We start from the raw sequence: 18,720 nt of genomic DNA on the forward strand, positions 1-18,720 counted from the left end.
GGGGCGCGCGCGCATCAACCACTCGTTCAATCGATTTTTTGTATAAAGCAGGAATAATTCTGGAAGGTGACAATCCCTACCGGTGTGTTGGGGTGGACACCGGTCATGCGACTGTCACCTTTGTAAGGTGCAACCGTCTTGTTTTTTCCTGATTGCCTGTCAGCGATTGTAGGGACATGGGCCAGTCCGCTACAGTGCAGCAGACGACAATAAACGGTGATTTTACGCCAAATGCACGCTCAACCCGGAACTGTGGCCATCCTTGTTTATGAAGGCCTGTGCGTCTTCGAATTCGGTATCGCCCTGGAAATATTCGGCCTGCCTCGTCCAGAGCTGGATGTCCCCTGGTACAGCCATCGGATCGTCGCAGTCGATCCGGGGCCGATGCATGCCTTGGGCGGCCTGCAGATCTCCGTCGATGCGGGGCTGGAAGAGCTTGAAACGGCACAGACCATCGTCGTCCCCGGCTGGCGCAATCGTCGTGATCCGCCCCCAGAAGCCTTGCTGCAAGCCATCAGGAGGGCCCATGCCCGGGGCGCCCGCCTGCTGTCGATCTGCTCGGGGGTGTTCGTGCTCGCCGCTACCGGATTGCTCGACGGCGAGACGGTGACGACCCATTGGCAATTTTCCCGCGAACTGGCCGAACGCTTCCCGCTCATCAAGGTGGACCCGAACGTGCTGTATGTCGACTCCGGGCAAATCATCACCTCCGCCGGCAGCGCAGCGGGCATCGATGCCTGCCTGCACCTGATCGCCCGGGATTTCGGCACCCATATTGCCAACTCCGTGGCTCGCCGCCTGGTCATGGCCCCGCAGAGAACGGGGGGCCAGTCGCAATTCATCGTCGCGCCCGTATGCAAGTCGCCTCGCAACGAACTGAGTCGCGTGCTGCAGTGGATCCGCGAAAACCTGGATAAGCCCCTGAGCGTGTGCGAGATGGCGGCCCGCGTTGCCATGAGCGAGCGCACCTTCCTGCGTCGCTTCATTGAAACCACGGGCCTTTCACCCAAGGCCTGGCTGCAACAGGAACGACTCAACCGGGCCAGGGAACTGCTGGAAACCACCGACCAGAGCACAGCCGGTATCGCCCAGGCCTGTGGCTATCGGTCGGTGGAAAGTTTCCGGGCGGCGTTCAGGAACGCTGTCGGTTTGCCGCCCTCGGCCTATCGGGAAAGGTTCGGCGGCGGCGAGGTCAGCGCTCAGGCGGCCTGGGTGGCCAACTATTGAAGCCACCAGGCGCCCTGCCGGATCTAATCCAACAGCCGATGCAATTTGGCGTACTGCAGCAGCATGATGGTCTTGCCGTCGCAGATTTCTCCGGTCTCGATCATGCCGAGGGCCTGATCGAGCGGGAGTTCCAGCACTTCGATCTCTTCGCCCTCGGCCTCAAGCCCACCGCCCTCGTGTTGCTTGTCTTCGTCGAAATATTCGCCGACGAAAAAATGCACCCGTTCGGTCACCGACCCCGGGCTCATGAATGCGTCGAACACCTTGCGCACATGCTGGACGACGTAACCGGTTTCCTCCTGGGTTTCCTTGCGGATGCAGGTGTGCGGATCGTCATTGTCCAACAGGCCGGCGCAGGTCTCGATCAACAGGCCATCGTGCCCGTTGACGAAAGCGGGGAAGCGAAACTGCCGGGTCAGCACCACGGTCTGCTTGGCCTTGCTATACAGGAGGATAGTGGCGCCATTGCCGCGGTCATACGTCTCGCGCGTCAGCTCGCGCCACTGGCCATTGCGGCCGAGGTAGTCATAGGTAGTCTTGCGCAGCACATACCAATTGTCCGAGAGGACCTCGACCTGCTTGATACGGACACGATCCCGGGTATTGCTTGCCTGTGTCATTGAGCCGCTCCATCAGGATGAAAAACCAAAGGCACGATAGCGCACCTGCCAGCCTGTCGACTTGAACAGACAACAAATCGTGCCGGACGACTTCCTGATAGTCTTGTCCATGCCTCACCGGCCCAGGCAACTGGAGAAGACCCCGCCCCCTGGAGATAGGAAAATGACTCCCTTCAAAGTCAGTCATATCGACCATGTCGTACTGCGTATTCTCGACATGGACCGCAGCCTGGAGTTCTATACGGAAAAACTCGGATGCCCCATCCAGAAGCGTCGCGATGACCTGGGCATGATTCACCTCGCCGCAGGTTCTTCGCTGATCGACCTGGTGGACCTGAACGGTCCCCTCGACCGGGAGGGCGGCGGATTCGCCGATCATCAGCATTCGAACGTGGACCACGTCTGCCTGCGCATCGAACCGTTCGTCGAGGAAGATATCCTTCAGTACCTGGCGTCGGTAGGCGTACCGGCGGAGAAAGCCGCCACGCGTTACGGGGCTGAAGGCAACGGTCCGTCCATCTATTGCCATGATCCGGATGGCAACAAGGTGGAGCTGAAAGGGCCTCCTGTTTCAGGCCCTCGGGGATGAGGTGCGCCGGATAGATCCGTTTGCGTAAGCACGTTAACGGCAGGGCGGCTTAAGCGTGTGTGTACAGCCACCCGGCGCAATCCACTCACTCCACCGTCACAGACTTCGCCAGGTTGCGCGGCTGGTCCACGTCGGTGCCCTTGAGCACCGCGACGTAGTACGACAGCAACTGCAGCGGGATGGTGTAGAGGATCGGCGACAGGATGTCGTGGATGTGCGGCATATGCACCACGTGGGTGCCTTCGCCATTGGTCATCCCGGCCTTTTCGTCGGCGAAGACGATCAACTGGCCCCCACGGGCACGCACTTCCTGCAGGTTTGACTTGAGCTTTTCCAGCAGTTCATTGTTCGGTGCCACGGTGACCACCGGCATGTCGTTGTCCACCAGCGCCAGCGGACCATGCTTGAGCTCGCCGGCCGGATAGGCCTCGGCGTGGATATAGGAAATCTCCTTGAGCTTGAGCGCTCCTTCCATCGCCACCGGGAACTGCGCACCACGCCCGAGGAACAGGGTGTGGTTCTTCTCGGCGAACAGCTCGGCGATTTTTTCCACGGTGCTGTCCATCGCCAGCGCCTCGCCCAGGCGAGCCGGCAGACGACGCAACTCTTGCACCAGCCTTGCCTCGACGCCCGCCGCCAGCGTGCCACGTACCTGGCCCAGGGACAGGGTCAGCAACAGCAAGCCCACCAGTTGGGTCGTGAACGCCTTGGTGGACGCCACGCCGATTTCCCGGCCGGCCTGGGTCAGCAGGGTCAGGTCGGACTCACGCACCAGTGAACTGATGCCGACGTTGCAGATCGCCAGGCTGGCGAGGAAGCCCAGTTCCTTGGCGTTGCGCAGCGCCGCCAGGGTATCGGCGGTTTCGCCGGACTGGGAAATGGTGACGAACAAGGTGTCCGGCTGTACCACCACCTTGCGATAGCGGAATTCGCTGGCCACTTCGACCTGGCACGCAATACCCGCCAGCTCTTCCAGCCAGTAACGGGCAACCATGCCGGCGTGATAACTGGTGCCGCAGGCGACGATCTGCACATTGCGAACCCTGGCGAACAACTCGGCCGCTTGTGGACCGAACGCCTGGACCAGCACCTGGTTCTGGCTCATGCGGCCTTCGAGTGTGCGTTGCACCACGGCCGGTTGCTCGTGGATTTCCTTGAGCATGAAATGGCGGAACTCGCCCTTGTCGGCGGCCTCGGCGCCGTCACGGTACTGGACGGTCTCGCGCTCGACGGCTTTGCCATCGAGGTCCCAGATCTGCACGCTGTCCCGGCGGATGTCGGCGATGTCACCCTCTTCCAGGTACATGAAACGGTCGGTGACCTGACGCAGCGCCAACTGATCGGACGCCAGGAAGTTTTCCCCCAGGCCCAGGCCGATCACCAGCGGGCTGCCGCTGCGGGCCGCCACCACGCGATCTGGCTGACTGGTGCTGATAACCGCCAGGCCATAGGCACCGTGCAGTTCCTTGACAGTCGCCTTGAGCGCCACGGTCAGGTCAGCCAGTTCCTTGAGCTTGTGGTTGAGCAGGTGAGCGATGACTTCGGTATCGGTGTCCGACGTGAAGACATAGCCCTGGGCCTTGAGCTGTTCGCGCAGGGCTTCGTGGTTTTCGATGATGCCGTTGTGCACCACCGCCAGATCACCGGAGAAATGCGGGTGGGCATTACGCTCGCAAGGCGCTCCGTGAGTGGCCCAGCGGGTGTGGGCGATGCCTAGGCGACCGATCAGTGGCTCGGCGTCCAGCGCTTGCTCCAACTCGCTGACCTTGCCCGGACGACGCATGCGCATCAATTGTTCATCGTTGGTGAAAACCGCCACGCCGGCGCTGTCATAGCCGCGGTATTCCAGGCGCTTGAGGCCTTCGAGCAGGATGGCCGTGATGTTGCGTTCAGCGACGGCGCCGACGATTCCACACATGTTATTTCTCCTGGCTGACAGACGCGCAGATCACATGGATGCCGCGGGCCTGAATCTGATCGCGTGCCTCCACGGGCAGGCGATCATCGGTAATGAGGGTATGGACGCTGCTCCACGGCAGTTCCAGGTTGGGGATCTTTCGACCGATCTTGTCGGCCTCCACCATCACGATCACTTCGCGAGCGACCTCAGCCATCACGCGGCTCAGGCCCAGCAGTTCGTTGAAGGTGGTCGTACCGCGAACCAGATCGATGCCGTCGGCACCGATGAACAGCTGGTCGAAGTCATAGGAACGCAAAACTTGCTCGGCAACCTGGCCCTGGAACGATTCGGAATGAGGGTCCCAGGTGCCACCGGTCATCAGTAGCACCGGTTCGTGTTCCAGTTCGCTCAAGGCATTGGCGACGTGCAGGGAATTGGTCATCACCACCAACCCAGGCTGCAAGCCGAGTTCAGGGATCATGGCGGCGGTGGTGCTGCCACTGTCGATGATGATCCGCGCGTGTTCGCGGATCCGCTTCACGGCGGCCCGGGCAATGGCCTGTTTGTATTTGGAAACGGTTTGACCGTTTTCCGCCACCAGCTCCTGCGGCATCGGTACAGCACCACCGTAACGGCGCAGCAGCAGGCCATTGGCCTCCAGGGCGGCCAGATCCTTGCGAATCGTAACTTCCGAGGTTTCGAAGCGCTTGGCCAACTCATCCACACTCACCTCGCCCTGCTCTTGAAGCAGCGCCAGAATATTGTGGCGACGTTGTGGTGTGTTGCGCTTGGACATGGCGGCCTAAGTTTCGATTCGAAAGATAACGTAACTAATCAAAACCCATTGCGGAGTTTCCGTCAAGACGGAGGAAGAAAAATTCAGAAATTCGATGCAAAAACGGGCTCGCTCGCGAAGGGGCATGTCAGGCACCGGAGCAGTGAAATGACACATCATTTCGCAGGCAAGCCCGCTTTCAAATGGGACTGTGGATAACTTTCAGGGCTTCTTGATCTTTTCCGGTCGTTTCCAGCCATCGATGTTCCGTTGACGAGCCCGTCCCACCGCCAATTGGGCATTATCCACATTCTGGGTGATGGTGGAACCGGCCGCCGTGGTCGCACCACTGGAGATATCCACAGGCGCTACCAAGGAATTGTTCGAGCCAATGAACACATCCTCGCCCAACACGGTTTTCCATTTGTTGGCCCCGTCGTAGTTGCAGGTGATGGTACCGGCCCCAATGTTGGTGCGAGCGCCAACCTCCGCGTCTCCCAGATAGGTCAGGTGCCCGGCCTTGGCGCCTTCCCCCAGATGAGCATTCTTCAGCTCGACGAAGTTACCCACATGGGCGCGGGCTTCCAGCACGCTGCCAGGGCGCAGGCGGGCAAACGGGCCTGCGTCGCTGCCTTCTCCCATCACCGCGCCTTCAAGGTGGCTGTTGGCCTTGATCACCGCGCCTTTGCGCAAGGTACTGTCCTTGATGACACAGTTCGGGCCGATGACCACGTCGTCTTCGATGACAACCTTGCCTTCGAGGATGACATTGATGTCGATGACCACATCGCGGCCCACGCTGACCTCTCCACGTACATCGAAACGGGCGGGATCTCGCAGGGTCACGCCTTGGGCCATCAGGCGACGGGCCGCGCGCAATTGGTAGTGGCGCTCCAGCTCGGCCAACTGCCGGCGATCGTTGGCCCCCTGCACTTCCATGGCGTCCAGGGGTTGTTCGGTGGCCACCACCAGGCCGTCAGCGACAGCCATGGCAATCACATCGGTCAGGTAGTACTCACCTTGTGCGTTATTGTTCGACAGGCGACTCAGCCAGCCATCCAGGCGCTTGGCCGGTACGGCCAGGATCCCGGTGTTGCCCTCGATGATAGCCCGCTGGGCTTCATTGGCGTCTTTCTGTTCGACGATAGCCGTAACCTGGCCAGCGGCATTGCGCACGATGCGGCCATAACCGGTCGGGTCGTCCAGCTCGACGGTCAGCAGACCCAGTTGGTCCGGGGTGACATGCTCGAGCAGGCGCTGCAAGGTATCGACTTCGATCAACGGCACGTCGCCGTAGAGAATCAGTACGGTATCGGCGCTGATGAACGGCACGGCCTGGGCCACCGCGTGGCCGGTGCCCAGTTGCCTGTCCTGCAGGACAAAATTCAGGTCATCAGCCGCCAGGCGTTCGCGAACCGCATCGGCACCGTGGCCGATCACCACATGGATTCGCTGTGGATCGAGTTGGCGGGCGCTGTGGATAACGTGGCCAAGCATGGAATTACCGGCAACCGGGTGCAGGACCTTGGGCAGCGCCGAACGCATGCGAGTGCCTTGACCGGCCGCGAGGATAACGATTTCGAGAGACATGACTGGCTACCAATCCTGGGTGGTCAGCGGCTGCGACCAGATAATGAGTGTCAGAAAAGAAAAAAGGGTAGCCGAGGCTACCCTTTTTAATCAATCGCACAGAAAGCTGACGGCTTAACCGCCGAACTTCTTGCGGATCTGCTGGACGGTGCGCAGCTGGGCTGCAGCCTCGGCCAGACGTGCAGCAGCAGAACCGTAGTCGAAGTCTGCACCTTTTTCGCTCAGCGCCTTTTCGGCAGCCTTGACGGCTTCCTGAGCGGAGGCTTCGTCCAGGTCGGCAGCACGTTGCACGGTGTCGGCAAGGACCTTGACCATGTTCGGCTGAACCTCGAGGAAACCACCGGAGATGTAATACACCTCGACTTCCCCGCCCTGCTTGATCAAGCGGATCGGACCTGGTTTCAGATTCGTGATCAGCGGTGCGTGACCCAGGGCGATACCAAGATCCCCCAGCTCACCATGCGCAACCACCATCTCGACCAGACCGGAGAAAATTTCTCCTTCCGCACTGACGATATCGCAATGGACTGTCATAGCCATCTGATTGCCTCAACCTAAATTAGCGCCCGTTGCCGGGCGCCGGGATTACAGTTTCTTGGCTTTCTCGATCGCTTCTTCGATGCCGCCCACCATGTAGAACGCTTGTTCTGGCAGGTGGTCGTAGTCACCGTTGAGGATGCCTTTGAAGCCAGCAATGGTGTCTTTCAGGGAAACGTATTTACCCGAAGCACCGGTGAAGACTTCAGCCACGAAGAACGGCTGCGACAAGAAGCGCTGGATCTTACGAGCACGGGCAACCAACTGCTTGTCGGTTTCCGACAGCTCGTCCATACCCAGGATCGCAATGATGTCCTTCAGCTCTTTGTAGCGCTGCAGTACGTATTGAACGCCGCGAGCGGTTTCGTAGTGCTCGTTGCCGATCACGTTCGGGTCCAGCTGACGCGAAGTCGAGTCCAGTGGGTCTACCGCTGGGTAGATACCCAGGGAAGCGATGTCACGAGACAGTACGACGGTGGCGTCGAGGTGGGCGAAGGTGGTCGCCGGCGACGGGTCGGTCAAGTCGTCCGCAGGAACGTATACGGCCTGGATCGAAGTAATCGAACCTTGCTTGGTCGAAGTGATGCGCTCTTGCAGCACGCCCATCTCTTCAGCCAGGGTCGGCTGGTAGCCTACTGCCGAAGGCATACGGCCCAGCAGTGCGGATACTTCGGTACCGGCCAGGGTGTAACGGTAGATGTTGTCGACGAACAGCAGAACGTCGTTACCTTCGTCACGGAACTTCTCGGCCATGGTCAGGCCGGTCAGGGCTACGCGCAGACGGTTTCCCGGCGGCTCGTTCATCTGGCCGTAGACCAGTGCCACTTTGTCCAGAACGTTGGAATCCTTCATCTCGTGGTAGAAGTCGTTACCCTCACGAGTACGCTCACCCACACCGGCGAACACGGAATAACCGCTGTGCTCGATGGCGATGTTACGGATCAGTTCCATCATGTTCACGGTCTTGCCTACACCGGCACCACCGAACAGACCGACTTTACCGCCCTTGGCGAACGGGCAGACCAGGTCGATAACCTTGATGCCGGTTTCCAGGAGGTCGTTGCCGCCAGCCTGTTCAGCGAAGGACGGCGCAGGACGGTGAATGCCCCAACGCTCTTCTTCGCCGATCGGACCAGCTTCGTCGATCGGGTTGCCCAGTACGTCCATGATCCGGCCCAGGGTCGCTTTACCGACCGGTACGGAGATGGCTGCGCCAGTGTTGTTGACGTCCAGACCGCGCTTCAAGCCCTCGGTGGAGCCCATCGCAATGGTACGAACCACGCCGTCGCCCAGCTGCTGCTGAACTTCCAGGGTGGTTTCGGCGCCTTGAACCTTCAAGGCGTCGTAGATGCTCGGTACGCTGTCGCGTGGAAATTCCACGTCGATAACGGCGCCGATGATTTGAACGATACGTCCGCTACTCATAGCTGGATCCTCTGAATATTTGAACCGTTAAACCGCGGCAGCGCCGCCGACGATTTCCGAGATCTCTTGGGTGATCGCAGCCTGACGCGCCTTGTTGTAGATCAGCTGCAAATCGCTGATCAGATCACCGGCGTTGTCAGTAGCGTTCTTCATCGCGATCATCCGCGCGGCCTGTTCGGCTGCGTTGTTCTCGACCACCGCCTGGTACACCTGCGACTCCACGTAGCGGACCATCAAGCCGTCAAGCAGCTCCTTGGCATCGGGTTCGTAGAGATAGTCCCAGTGGTGCTTGAGTTCCTGTTCCGGGGTCGCCACCAGTGGAATCAACTGCTCCACGGTTGGCTGTTGCGTCATGGTGTTGATGAACTTGTTGGATACCACGGACAGGCGGTCGATCCGGCCTTCCAGATAAGCATCCAGCATCACCTTGACGCTGCCGATCAAGTCATTGATCGACGGCTCTTCACCCAGGTGGCTGATAGCGGCGACGACGTTACCGCCGAAGTTGCGGAAGAAAGCCGCACCCTTGCTACCGACCACGCACAGATCGATCTCGACGCCTTGTTCGCGGTTTACCGCCATGTCCTTGACCAGGGCCTTGAACAGGTTGGTGTTCAAGCCACCGCACAGACCACGGTCACTGCTCACCACAACGTAACCAACGCGCTTGATGGCGCGCTCGATCATGAACGGGTGGCGATATTCCGGGTTGGCGTTGGCCAGATGACCAATCACCTGGCGGATGCGCTCCGCATAAGGACGGCTAGCAGCCATGCGCATTTGTGCCTTGCGCATTTTGCTGACCGCCACTTTTTCCATGGCGCTGGTAATTTTTTGCGTGCTTTTGATGCTCGCAATCTTACTGCGAATCTCTTTTGCGCCTGCCATGTAACACCTATCAGGTTAGCAAGCGGGAGCCTTGCGGCTCCCGCTGCGGCTTACCAGGTTTGGGTGGCCTTGAACTTCTCGATACCGGCTTTGAGGCCAGCGTCGATTTCGTCATTGAAGTCACCCTTCACGTTGATCTTGGCCATCAAATCGGCGTGATCGCGGTTGAAGAAAGCAATCAGCGCTTGTTCGAAGCTGCCGATCTTGGCGATTTCAATGTCAGTCAGGAACCCACGCTCAGCGGCATACAGCGACAGCGCCATGTCAGCGATCGACATAGGTGCGTATTGCTTCTGCTTCATCAGCTCGGTAACGCGCTGACCATGCTCAAGTTGCTTACGGGTCGCTTCGTCCAGGTCAGAAGCGAACTGGGCGAATGCCGCCAGTTCACGGTACTGGGCCAGGGCGGTACGGATACCACCGGACAGCTTCTTGATGATCTTGGTCTGAGCGGCACCACCCACACGGGATACCGAAACACCGGCGTTCACAGCAGGACGGATGCCCGAGTTGAACATGGCCGATTCCAGGAAGATCTGACCGTCGGTGATGGAGATCACGTTGGTCGGAACGAACGCGGAAACGTCGCCAGCCTGGGTTTCGATGATCGGCAAGGCGGTCAGGGAGCCGGTCTTGCCGGTGACGGCGCCATTGGTGAACTTCTCTACGTACTCTTCCGAAACGCGGGATGCGCGCTCCAGCAGACGGGAGTGGAGATAGAACACGTCACCTGGGTAGGCTTCACGTCCTGGCGGACGGCGCAGCAGCAGGGAAATCTGGCGGTAGGCCACTGCTTGCTTGGACAGATCGTCATAGACGATCAGCGCGTCTTCACCGCGATCGCGGAAGAACTCGCCCATGGTGCAGCCGGAGTATGGTGCCAGAAATTGCAGTGCGGCCGATTCGGAGGCGCTGGCGGCAACGATGATGGTGTTAGCCAGTGCACCGTTCTCTTCCAGCTTGCGAACCACGTTGGCGATGGTCGATTGCTTCTGACCGATTGCCACGTATACGCAATAGATACCGCTGTTCTTCTGGTTGATGATCGCGTCGATCGCCAGAGCGGTCTTACCGATCTGACGGTCACCGATGATCAGCTCACGCTGGCCACGGCCGACAGGGATCATGGCATCGACTGCCTTGTAGCCAGTCTGTACAGGCTGGTCTACCGACTTACGCCAGATCACGCCTGGAGCAACTTTCTCGACCGCATCGGTCTCGGTGTTGTTCAGCGGACCTTTGCCGTCAACAGGGTTACCCAGCGCATCGACGACGCGACCCAGCAGTTCCTTACCTACCGGAACTTCAAGGATGCGGCCGGTGCACTTGGCGCTCATGCCTTCAGCCAGAGTCGTGTAGGCACCCAGTACAACGGCACCTACGGAGTCTTGCTCCAGGTTGAGGGCCATACCGTAGACGCCGCCCGGAAACTCGATCATCTCGCCGTACATGACGTCGGCCAGACCGTGAATCCGCACGATGCCGTCAGATACGCTGACGACAGTGCCTTCGTTACGGGCTTGGGAGGTCACATCGAGCTTTTCGATGCGGCCCTTGATAATTTCACTTATTTCGGAAGGATTGAGTTGCTGCATTGCTCTGCTGCCCCTTCAAACTCAAGATTTCAATGCTTCGGCAAGTTTCGCGAGTTTGCCGCGAATCGAGCCATCGATAACCAGGTCACCGGCGCGGATAACGACACCACCAATCAAGGCAGGGTCTTCCGTAACGTCCAGACGCACTTCCCGGTTGAGTCGTGCACTGAGAACCTTGGCGAGTTTGTCTTGCTGTTCTTGGTTCAATGCAAAAGCACTGGTCACTTCCACGTCTACCGACTTCTCCTGCTCGGCCTTGTACAGGTCGAACAGGGCGGCGATCTCCGGCAGAAGCGGGAGACGGTCGTTTTCGGCAACGACGTGAATGAAATTCTGTGCCTTGGCATCGAACTTGTCGCCGCACACGTCAATGAACGTGGCGGCCTTTTCTGCGCTCGTCAGTCGCGGGGCCTTGAGCACGCGCTGCATGGTGTCATCTTTCGACACCGCTGCCGCCAGGCCGAGCATGGCTGACCAATTGGCCAGTTGCTGGTGGGCCTGAGCGTGCTCGAAGGCCGCCTTAGCGTAAGGTCGGGCCAACGTGGTCAGTTCTGCCATGATCGCCCTCGCTTAGATTTCAGCAGCCAGTTTGTTTACCAGCTCTGCGTGCGCGTTTTGATCGATTGTGGCACCCAGGATCTTCGAAGCACCGCCAACGGCCAGGCTACCCACTTGGGCACGCAGCGCGTCTTTGACACTGTTGAGTTCCTGTTCGATCTCGGCTTGAGCCTGGGCCTTCACACGTTCAGCTTCGACGCGAGCCTGTTCACGGGCTTCGTCGACAATCTGAGTACCGCGTTTCTTGGCTTGCTCGATGATTTCAGCTGCCTGGGCTTTCGCTTCGCGCAGTTGCTGACCCACTTTCTCTTGGGCCAACTCCAGGTCGCGAGCTGCACGGCTGGCAGCGTCCAGACCATCTGCGATCTTCTTTTGACGTTCGTGCAGAGCCGCGATGACCGGAGGCCATACGAACTTCATGCAGAACAATACAAAAATCAGGAACGCAACGGACTGGCCAATCAGGGTCGCATTAATGTTCACGCCAACACCTCGCAGTTACGTTGTCCATCACACCAATCTACTCGGAGAATCCGAGTAATCAGCCAGCGATCTGACCAACGAACGGGTTCGCAAAGGTGAAGAACAGAGCGATACCAACACCGATCATGGTTACGGCGTCGAGCAGACCGGCAACGATGAACATCTTGACTTGCAGCATTGGAACCATTTCTGGCTGACGAGCAGCGCCTTCCAGGAACTTGCCGCCCAACAGGCCGAAACCAATTGCGGTACCCAGTGCGCCCAGGCCGATCAACAGTGCAACAGCGATAGCGGTTAGACCAACTACAGTTTCCATCTTTCCTCCCGACTTTTACGTCGTATGGTTTAGGTTTTTTTAATTTAAAGCGGTAAAACAAATCGTTTCATCGTGGCCTGTTCCGGCCCCCTCCCGTTTGACCGGGAAGGACATCAGACTAGTCGAGACTGGCCTTAATGGTTTTCTTCGTGCGCCATCGACAGGTAGACGATGGTCAGCATCATGAAGATGAACGCCTGCAGGGTGATGATCAGGATGTGGAACACAGCCCACGCCCACTGCAGTGCAACGCCCAGGCCGCTGAGCCAGAGCAGGCCGCTGCCGAACATCACGGCGATCAGGATGAACACCAGCTCGCCGGCATACATGTTGCCGAACAGACGCAGAGCCAGAGAGATCGGCTTGGCGATCAGGGTCACGAATTCCAACAGGAAGTTCACCGGGATCAGCAGGGCTTGAACGAGGATGTTCTTGCTGCCGAACGGATGCAGGGTCAGTTCGCCGATGAAGCCGCCGATACCCTTGACCTTGATGCTATAGAAAATGATCAGTGCGAAGACCGAGAACGCCATGCCCAGGGTCGCGTTCGGGTCGGTGGTCGACACGGCGCGGAACGGGATATGCGAATCACCGGAAATCAGGATGGCCAGTTGAGGAATCCAGTCGACCGGGATGAGGTCGATGGCGTTCATCAGAAACACCCAGACGAAGATGGTCAATGCCAATGGCGCGATGACCGGGCTACGGCCATGGAAGCTGTCTTTCACGCTGCCATCGACGAACTCGACCAGGACTTCGACGAAGTTCTGCAACGCACCTGGCTGACCCGAAGTGGCCTTCTTCGCTGCCATGCGGAAGAGGAAGACGAAGATCAGACCCAGCGCGACCGACCAGCCGAGGGTATCGACGTGGAAAGCCCAGAAGCCCATTTCCTTGGCTTCTGCTGCGGTGTGGGCAAAGCCCCAGCCGCCGTTGGGTAGCTGACCGAAGGTCAGGTTCTGCAAGTGGTGCTGGATATAGCCCGAAGCGGTTGTCTCTGCCATGTGTGCCTCAAACGCCCTAAGGTCTCGAAAGTCTTGTTCTCATCAGCAGGGGAGCGAACCAGCTGACCAGTTGGGTCAGCACGAAGACGCCGAATACAGCCAGCGGCGCCAATGGCTTCACACCTGCGAACGTCAATGCAAACAGCATTGCCGTCAAAATCAGTTTCCCCGCCTCGCCGGCATAAAAAGACCGGACGATAGCCTGGGCTGCTCGGGCGCCGGAAAACCGAAATGCCCTGTGAGCGAAGTAAATATTGGGAAGCAAGGCTATCAGGCCTCCGCAAAGACCCGAGTATCCGGCGACGACTCCTTTCCATTGCCAGAGCGCCAACGTGGCGATCAGTACAACGGCGAGCTGTGTCATCAAGACCGGAAAAACTGCCAGACGATGGAACGGCAAGCGGTTTGGCGTGCGGGTTTCCATCGCTTTTGCTCTCCAGTGGTCGGCTGCCTGAAATCAATAACTTGGCATAATTTGTGCCGACAAAATGCGCGCAGAGTATAGGGGCGGTTCTGCCCCTATTCAACTGCCGGGTAGTGATTTCCGACTGGGCGCTACAAGAGCAATTGTTTCAGCGGATGTGCGCAAGAACGCCTTGCAACTCGTCGAGGGAGTTATAGCCAATCACCAATTGGCCTTTTCCCTTCTTGCCGTGGCGAATCTGCACCGCAGAGCCCAGGCGCTCGGCCAGGCGCTGTTCCAGGCGAGCGATATCCGGGTCGGGTTTGGGGGCTTCGACAGGGGCCGGTTTACCACTGAGCCACTGGCGAACCAGTGCCTCGGTTTGGCGCACGGTGAGGCCTCGTGCGACAACATGTCGCGCCCCTTCAACCTGTTGATTTTCCGGCAAACCGAGCAGAGCCCGTGCATGACCCATTTCCAGGTCGCCATGGGACAGCATGGTCTTGATAACCTCCGGCAAGGCGATCAGCCGCAACAGGTTGGCCACGGTCACGCGGGACTTGCCCACCGCTTCGGCGACCTGTTGCTGGGTCAGCTGGAATTCCTGTTGCAAACGTTGCAGGGCAACTGCCTCTTCGATCGGATTGAGGTCTTCACGCTGGATGTTTTCGATCAACGCCATGGCAATGGCGGTTTCATCCGGCACGTCGCGTACCATCGCCGGAATGGTTTCCTGACCAGCCTGCTGGCTCGCACGCCAGCGGCGTTCGCCTGCGATGATCTCATACCGGCCGCCGTCTATCGGGCGCACCACGATGGGTTGCATCACGCCCTGGCTCTTGATCGATTGAGCCAGTTCCTCCAGCGCCTGCGGGTCCATGTCCCGGCGCGGCTGATATTTGCCACGCTGGATCAGGTCCAGCGGCAGGTGCTGCAATTCGCGCTGGTCGGCCTGCACGGCCTGTTCTTCCAGCGTACTGACGGTGGGACCGCTGAGCAGCGCATCCAGTCCACGTCCGAGCCCACGTTTCTTGATGGCCATGGGGTTTCCTTAAGTTGGCTGGGCGGCGGCGGTGCGTGGATTACGGCGCTGACGGCGAACCATTTCGCCCGCCAGGGCCAGGTAAGCCAGCGCGCCACGGGATTGTTTGTCATAGGCCAGGGCCGGCATCCCGTAGCTCGGCGCTTCGGCCAGGCGGATGTTACGCGGAATGACCGTATCGTAGAGCTGCTCGCCGAAATGTTCCTTGAGCTGGACAGAAACATCGTTCATCAGGCTCAGGCGCGGGTCGTACATGGTCCGCAGCAAGCCTTCGACTTTCAGGTCCGGGTTCAGCAATTCGGAGATGCGCTTGATGTTATCCACAAGGTCGCTCAACCCTTCCAATGCGAAATATTCGCACTGCATCGGGATAATGACCCCATCGGCGGCCACCAGGGCGTTCAGCGTCAGCATCGACAACGATGGTGGGCAGTCGATCAGGATGTAGTCGTAGTTTTCCCGGATGGGCGCCAGGGCGCTGCGCAGGCGGCTTTCCTTCATCTGCATTTCCAGCAGTACCACCTCGGCCGCCGTCAGGTCACGGTTCGCCGGGAGCAGCTGATAACCGCCGTGTTCGGAGAAATGCATGGCCTGGCCCAGATCGCATTCACCGATCAGAACGTCGTAGATGGAATTTTCCAGGCCATGTTTATCCACACCGCTGCCCATGGTGGCGTTGCCCTGTGGATCGAGATCGATCAGCAACACCCGGCGCTTGGTCGCGACCAGGGATGCTGCGAGGTTGATGCAGGTGGTGGTCTTGCCCACACCACCTTTCTGGTTCGCTATCGCGAATACCTTAGCCATTCTTGCTTGTGTTCCCAATCATGCCGTGCGGCGCAGTATCAGCAGATGGCGTTGGCCTTGGCAACCAGGTACGGCCAAGGCGTGTTCGCTATCGAGGTGGAAGTCTGCCGGCAATGCTACCAGCTCATCGGCCGGATGAACGCCCTTCATTGCCAGCCAGCGCGTATTCCCACCGCCGAGGTGGCGAGTCCAGTTGGTGAAGTTTTCCATGCTGCTGAATGCCCGGGAAATGATCCCGTCGAACGGCAGAGCAGGCTGGAACGCTTCCACGCGACTGTGGATAACTTGGAGGTTATCCAACTTGAGCTCGAGTTTGACCTGCGTGAGGAAACGGGTTTTCTTGCCGTTACTGTCCAGGCACGTCACTTGCGCCTCTGGAAACAGGATCGCCAAGGGGATCCCGGGCATGCCTCCACCGCTGCCGACATCAAGCCACCGGCCATTTTCGATGAAAGACATCACACTGAGACTGTCGAGCAGATGCCGAGACACCATTTCATCCGGATCGCGCACGGCAGTCAGGTTGTAAGCCTTGTTCCATTTGATCAACAGCGCCAGATAATCCAGTAGTTGCGCATGCTGGGTTTCGCTCAGGCATACCCCAAGTTGGCGAGCACCTGTGGATAACTCTTCGGCGTGTTGCGAGGTGACCAACGAACTCAAGCGCTTTGCTCCAACTGACGGCCCGCGCCGCGTTTTTTCAAATGAATCATCAACAGGGAAATCGCTGCCGGAGTCACCCCAGGGATACGCGAAGCCTGGCCCAACGTCTCCGGACGAGTCGCACCGAGCTTGCTCTGGATTTCCTTCGACAGCCCGGATATGACCGTGTAATCGATATCCACAGGCAATTTCGTGTCCTCACTGGCGCGCAGACGAGCAATCTCGTCCTGCTGGCGGTCAATGTAGCCGGCGTATTTGGTCTTGATCTCGACCTGCTCGGCAACCTGTGGGTCCTGGGCGCCCTCGCCCGTGACCTCCACCAACCCGGCGTAATCGATTTCCGGGCGGCTCAAGAGGTTGAGCAAGTTGTATTCATGGGTCAGCGGCGTACCGAACCTGGCCGCGATGGCATCACCCTGTTCGGTACCGGGACGAACCCAGGTACTTTTCAGGCGCTGCTCTTCCAGCGCGATACTTTCGCGTTTCTTGCAGAACGCCGCCCAACGTACATCGTCCACCAACCCCAATTCGCGTCCCTTCTCGGTCAGGCGCAAGTCGGCGTTGTCTTCACGCAGGATAAGGCGATATTCCGCACGGGAAGTGAACATCCGATACGGTTCCTGGGTACCCAGGGTAATCAGGTCGTCCACCAAAACACCGATGTACGCTTCATCGCGTCGTGGGCACCAGCTGTCCTGGCCGCGGGCCCGCAGTGCGGCGTTGGTCCCGGCCAGCAGGCCTTGGGCCCCGGCTTCTTCGTAGCCGGTGGTGCCGTTGATCTGCCCAGCGAAGAACAGACCACCAATGACCTTGGTTTCCAGGCTGTACTTCAGGTCACGTGGATCGAAATAGTCATACTCGATGGCATAACCTGGGCGAACGATGTGGGCGTTTTCCATGCCCCGGATCGATTGCACGATCTGCAGCTGCACATCGAACGGCAGGGAAGTGGAAATCCCGTTCGGGTAAAGCTCATGGGTAGTCAGGCCTTCCGGCTCGATGAAGACCTGATGGCTTTCCTTGTCTGCAAAACGATGGATCTTGTCTTCGATGGACGGGCAGTAACGGGGCCCCACCCCCTCGATCACACCGGAATACATCGGCGAGCGATCCAGGTTGGCAGCAATGATTTCATGGGTACGGGCATTGGTATGGGTGATCCAGCAGCTCACCTGTTTCGGGTGCTGCTCCTTCGAACCCATGAACGACATGACCGGTATTGGGGTATCGCCCGGCTGTTCGGTCATGACCGAGAAATCCACAGACCGCCCATCGATACGCGGCGGGGTGCCTGTCTTCAGGCGTCCGACACGCAGTGGCAACTCCCGCAGACGCTGGGCCAGTGCAATGGACGGCGGATCACCCGCGCGACCACCAGAATAATTCTGCAAGCCAATGTGGATAAGTCCGCCAAGGAAAGTCCCTGTGGTCAATACCACGGATTCGGCGAAGAAACGCAGACCCATCTGGGTCACGACACCTCGGACCTGATCCTGTTCAACGATCAGGTCGTCTGCCGCTTGTTGAAATATCCACAGGTTCGGCTGGTTTTCCAGGATTTCACGGACAGCCGCCTTGTACAGGACCCGATCGGCCTGGGCGCGAGTCGCCCGTACCGCCGGGCCCTTGCGGCTGTTCAATACGCGGAACTGAATGCCGCCTTTATCGGTGGCCATGGCCATCGCGCCGCCAAGGGCATCGATTTCCTTGACCAGATGGCTCTTGCCTATACCACCAATGGCCGGGTTGCAGCTCATGGCCCCAAGGGTTTCCACGTTATGCGTCAACAGCAGGGTTTTGACGCCCATGCGTGCTGAGGCGAGTGCTGCCTCGGTACCGGCATGACCGCCGCCGATGACGATCACTTCAAAACGGGAAGGGAAATCCACCACGCACCTCGTGCCTGCTTAATTCAGGTAATTCGGAAAAGGTTATGAGTCTAGCCTGGGTGTTTTCTGAACCAGGTCGGCAAGTATAGGGACTTCGCCCTTCCTAAAGAACCCTTTGCACAAAATTTAACCAGCTGTGGAGAACTCGCGGTTAAAAAATTAAAAAAGAGAGAAATTTATAAAACCTTTGTTTTTATGTTTATTCTTATGCAACCACCCGCCTGTGGATAAATCTCTGTAGGCTACGATTTTCAAGGTGTACAGAGTTTAAAAAGTCTGTGGTCATGTAGCTGGGAGGGGGCTGGATAACTGCCGTAAGCCTGTGGATTAGTAGATAGCTTATCCACAGATGCGATTATCCTCGGCTTTTCAGCGGGGTTATCAACGGATCTCAGGCGCGGTTATTCAC

At 58.7% G+C, this 18,720-nt stretch carries 19 protein-coding genes; 2 read left to right on the forward strand and 17 right to left on the reverse strand.

Features of this window, described 5'->3' with window-relative positions:
- Window positions 1–231 precede the first annotated feature (231 nt).
- Entirely contained in the window at window positions 232–1,227 is a 996-nt protein-coding gene (ftrA, locus tag AC1M7R_RS11115; RefSeq protein WP_072431325.1) for a transcriptional regulator FtrA, read from the forward strand.
- A gap of 23 nt (window positions 1,228–1,250) precedes the next feature.
- On the opposite strand, the gene nudK is transcribed toward ftrA, so the two are convergent.
- Complete coding sequence (gene nudK, locus AC1M7R_RS11120) at window positions 1,251–1,847, reverse strand: GDP-mannose pyrophosphatase NudK (protein ID WP_072397475.1); 597 nt, start codon at window positions 1,845–1,847, stop codon at window positions 1,251–1,253.
- Between the two features lie 163 nt (window positions 1,848–2,010).
- Between nudK and AC1M7R_RS11125 the strand changes: the two genes are divergently transcribed.
- Complete coding sequence (locus AC1M7R_RS11125; protein ID WP_490610406.1) at window positions 2,011–2,436, forward strand: VOC family protein; 426 nt, start codon at window positions 2,011–2,013, stop codon at window positions 2,434–2,436.
- A gap of 85 nt (window positions 2,437–2,521) precedes the next feature.
- On the opposite strand, the gene glmS is transcribed toward AC1M7R_RS11125, so the two are convergent.
- The 16 genes from glmS to mnmG all read right to left on the reverse strand — a co-directional run bounded on the left by glmS (window position 2,522) and on the right by mnmG (window position 18,311).
- Window positions 2,522–4,354 (reverse strand): glutamine--fructose-6-phosphate transaminase (isomerizing), encoded by a 1,833-nt coding sequence (glmS, locus tag AC1M7R_RS11130; protein ID WP_490610407.1) that lies wholly within the window; start codon window positions 4,352–4,354, stop codon window positions 2,522–2,524.
- A 1-nt stretch (window position 4,355) separates the two neighbouring features.
- Complete coding sequence (locus tag AC1M7R_RS11135; protein ID WP_072431322.1) at window positions 4,356–5,132, reverse strand: DeoR/GlpR family DNA-binding transcription regulator; 777 nt, start codon at window positions 5,130–5,132, stop codon at window positions 4,356–4,358.
- A gap of 201 nt (window positions 5,133–5,333) precedes the next feature.
- A complete protein-coding gene (gene glmU, locus AC1M7R_RS11140) occupies window positions 5,334–6,701 on the reverse strand; it encodes a bifunctional UDP-N-acetylglucosamine diphosphorylase/glucosamine-1-phosphate N-acetyltransferase GlmU (protein WP_072431321.1) in 1,368 nt (455 codons plus the stop codon).
- Window positions 6,702–6,815: 114 nt separating this feature from the next.
- Complete coding sequence (locus AC1M7R_RS11145; RefSeq protein ID WP_072397485.1) at window positions 6,816–7,241, reverse strand: F0F1 ATP synthase subunit epsilon; 426 nt, start codon at window positions 7,239–7,241, stop codon at window positions 6,816–6,818.
- A gap of 45 nt (window positions 7,242–7,286) precedes the next feature.
- Window positions 7,287–8,663: a F0F1 ATP synthase subunit beta gene (atpD, locus tag AC1M7R_RS11150; protein ID WP_053149215.1), complete on the reverse strand. Its 1,377-nt coding sequence runs from the start codon at window positions 8,661–8,663 to the stop codon at window positions 7,287–7,289.
- Between the two features lie 27 nt (window positions 8,664–8,690).
- Window positions 8,691–9,551 (reverse strand): F0F1 ATP synthase subunit gamma, encoded by an 861-nt coding sequence (atpG, locus tag AC1M7R_RS11155; RefSeq protein ID WP_072397487.1) that lies wholly within the window; start codon window positions 9,549–9,551, stop codon window positions 8,691–8,693.
- 50 nt (window positions 9,552–9,601) lie between these two features.
- The gene (atpA, locus tag AC1M7R_RS11160) at window positions 9,602–11,146 is read right to left on the reverse strand and encodes a F0F1 ATP synthase subunit alpha (RefSeq protein WP_072397489.1); all 1,545 of its coding nucleotides are present in this window, start codon (window positions 11,144–11,146) and stop codon (window positions 9,602–9,604) included.
- Window positions 11,147–11,167: 21 nt separating this feature from the next.
- The gene (locus AC1M7R_RS11165) at window positions 11,168–11,704 is read right to left on the reverse strand and encodes a F0F1 ATP synthase subunit delta (protein WP_072397491.1); all 537 of its coding nucleotides are present in this window, start codon (window positions 11,702–11,704) and stop codon (window positions 11,168–11,170) included.
- A gap of 12 nt (window positions 11,705–11,716) precedes the next feature.
- Window positions 11,717–12,187: a F0F1 ATP synthase subunit B gene (locus tag AC1M7R_RS11170; protein ID WP_072397493.1), complete on the reverse strand. Its 471-nt coding sequence runs from the start codon at window positions 12,185–12,187 to the stop codon at window positions 11,717–11,719.
- Between the two features lie 58 nt (window positions 12,188–12,245).
- Window positions 12,246–12,503 (reverse strand): F0F1 ATP synthase subunit C, encoded by a 258-nt coding sequence (gene atpE / locus AC1M7R_RS11175; RefSeq protein WP_003097235.1) that lies wholly within the window; start codon window positions 12,501–12,503, stop codon window positions 12,246–12,248.
- Between the two features lie 134 nt (window positions 12,504–12,637).
- Window positions 12,638–13,507: a F0F1 ATP synthase subunit A gene (atpB, locus tag AC1M7R_RS11180; protein ID WP_072397495.1), complete on the reverse strand. Its 870-nt coding sequence runs from the start codon at window positions 13,505–13,507 to the stop codon at window positions 12,638–12,640.
- Between the two features lie 16 nt (window positions 13,508–13,523).
- The gene (locus AC1M7R_RS11185) at window positions 13,524–13,931 is read right to left on the reverse strand and encodes a F0F1 ATP synthase subunit I (RefSeq protein ID WP_072397497.1); all 408 of its coding nucleotides are present in this window, start codon (window positions 13,929–13,931) and stop codon (window positions 13,524–13,526) included.
- A 148-nt stretch (window positions 13,932–14,079) separates the two neighbouring features.
- A complete protein-coding gene (locus AC1M7R_RS11190; protein ID WP_072397508.1) occupies window positions 14,080–14,952 on the reverse strand; it encodes a ParB/RepB/Spo0J family partition protein in 873 nt (290 codons plus the stop codon).
- A gap of 9 nt (window positions 14,953–14,961) precedes the next feature.
- Window positions 14,962–15,759, reverse strand: coding sequence for a ParA family protein (locus AC1M7R_RS11195; RefSeq protein WP_024777783.1), 798 nt, complete (start codon window positions 15,757–15,759; stop codon window positions 14,962–14,964).
- 18 nt (window positions 15,760–15,777) lie between these two features.
- Entirely contained in the window at window positions 15,778–16,422 is a 645-nt protein-coding gene (gene rsmG, locus AC1M7R_RS11200; RefSeq protein ID WP_072397511.1) for a 16S rRNA (guanine(527)-N(7))-methyltransferase RsmG, read from the reverse strand.
- Entirely contained in the window at window positions 16,419–18,311 is a 1,893-nt protein-coding gene (gene mnmG / locus AC1M7R_RS11205; RefSeq protein WP_072459071.1) for a tRNA uridine-5-carboxymethylaminomethyl(34) synthesis enzyme MnmG, read from the reverse strand. The genes rsmG and mnmG overlap by 4 nt, the downstream gene beginning before the upstream one ends.
- Window positions 18,312–18,720 lie beyond the last annotated feature (409 nt).

Source organism: Pseudomonas sp. MS01C9 (assembly GCF_058202755.1).

Excerpts from the sequence above, each read along its gene's own strand:
- AC1M7R_RS11125 (WP_490610406.1), top strand. The coding sequence starts at position 2,011 with ATGACTCCCTTCAAAGTCAGTCATATCGACCATGTCGTACTGCGTATT.
- atpA (WP_072397489.1), bottom strand. The coding sequence starts at position 11,146 with ATGCAGCAACTCAATCCTTCCGAAATAAGTGAAATTATCAAGGGCCGC.
- AC1M7R_RS11195 (WP_024777783.1), bottom strand. The coding sequence starts at position 15,759 with ATGGCTAAGGTATTCGCGATAGCGAACCAGAAAGGTGGTGTGGGCAAG.
- AC1M7R_RS11135 (WP_072431322.1), bottom strand. The coding sequence starts at position 5,132 with ATGTCCAAGCGCAACACACCACAACGTCGCCACAATATTCTGGCGCTG.
- atpG (WP_072397487.1), bottom strand. The coding sequence starts at position 9,551 with ATGGCAGGCGCAAAAGAGATTCGCAGTAAGATTGCGAGCATCAAAAGC.
- AC1M7R_RS11190 (WP_072397508.1), bottom strand. The coding sequence starts at position 14,952 with ATGGCCATCAAGAAACGTGGGCTCGGACGTGGACTGGATGCGCTGCTC.
- atpD (WP_053149215.1), bottom strand. The coding sequence starts at position 8,663 with ATGAGTAGCGGACGTATCGTTCAAATCATCGGCGCCGTTATCGACGTG.
- AC1M7R_RS11185 (WP_072397497.1), bottom strand. The coding sequence starts at position 13,931 with ATGGAAACCCGCACGCCAAACCGCTTGCCGTTCCATCGTCTGGCAGTT.
- AC1M7R_RS11145 (WP_072397485.1), bottom strand. The coding sequence starts at position 7,241 with ATGGCTATGACAGTCCATTGCGATATCGTCAGTGCGGAAGGAGAAATT.
- atpB (WP_072397495.1), bottom strand. The coding sequence starts at position 13,507 with ATGGCAGAGACAACCGCTTCGGGCTATATCCAGCACCACTTGCAGAAC.
- AC1M7R_RS11165 (WP_072397491.1), bottom strand. The coding sequence starts at position 11,704 with ATGGCAGAACTGACCACGTTGGCCCGACCTTACGCTAAGGCGGCCTTC.
- ftrA (WP_072431325.1), top strand. The coding sequence starts at position 232 with ATGCACGCTCAACCCGGAACTGTGGCCATCCTTGTTTATGAAGGCCTG.
- glmS (WP_490610407.1), bottom strand. The coding sequence starts at position 4,354 with ATGTGTGGAATCGTCGGCGCCGTCGCTGAACGCAACATCACGGCCATC.
- atpE (WP_003097235.1), bottom strand. The coding sequence starts at position 12,503 with ATGGAAACTGTAGTTGGTCTAACCGCTATCGCTGTTGCACTGTTGATC.
- glmU (WP_072431321.1), bottom strand. The coding sequence starts at position 6,701 with ATGTCTCTCGAAATCGTTATCCTCGCGGCCGGTCAAGGCACTCGCATG.
- nudK (WP_072397475.1), bottom strand. The coding sequence starts at position 1,847 with ATGACACAGGCAAGCAATACCCGGGATCGTGTCCGTATCAAGCAGGTC.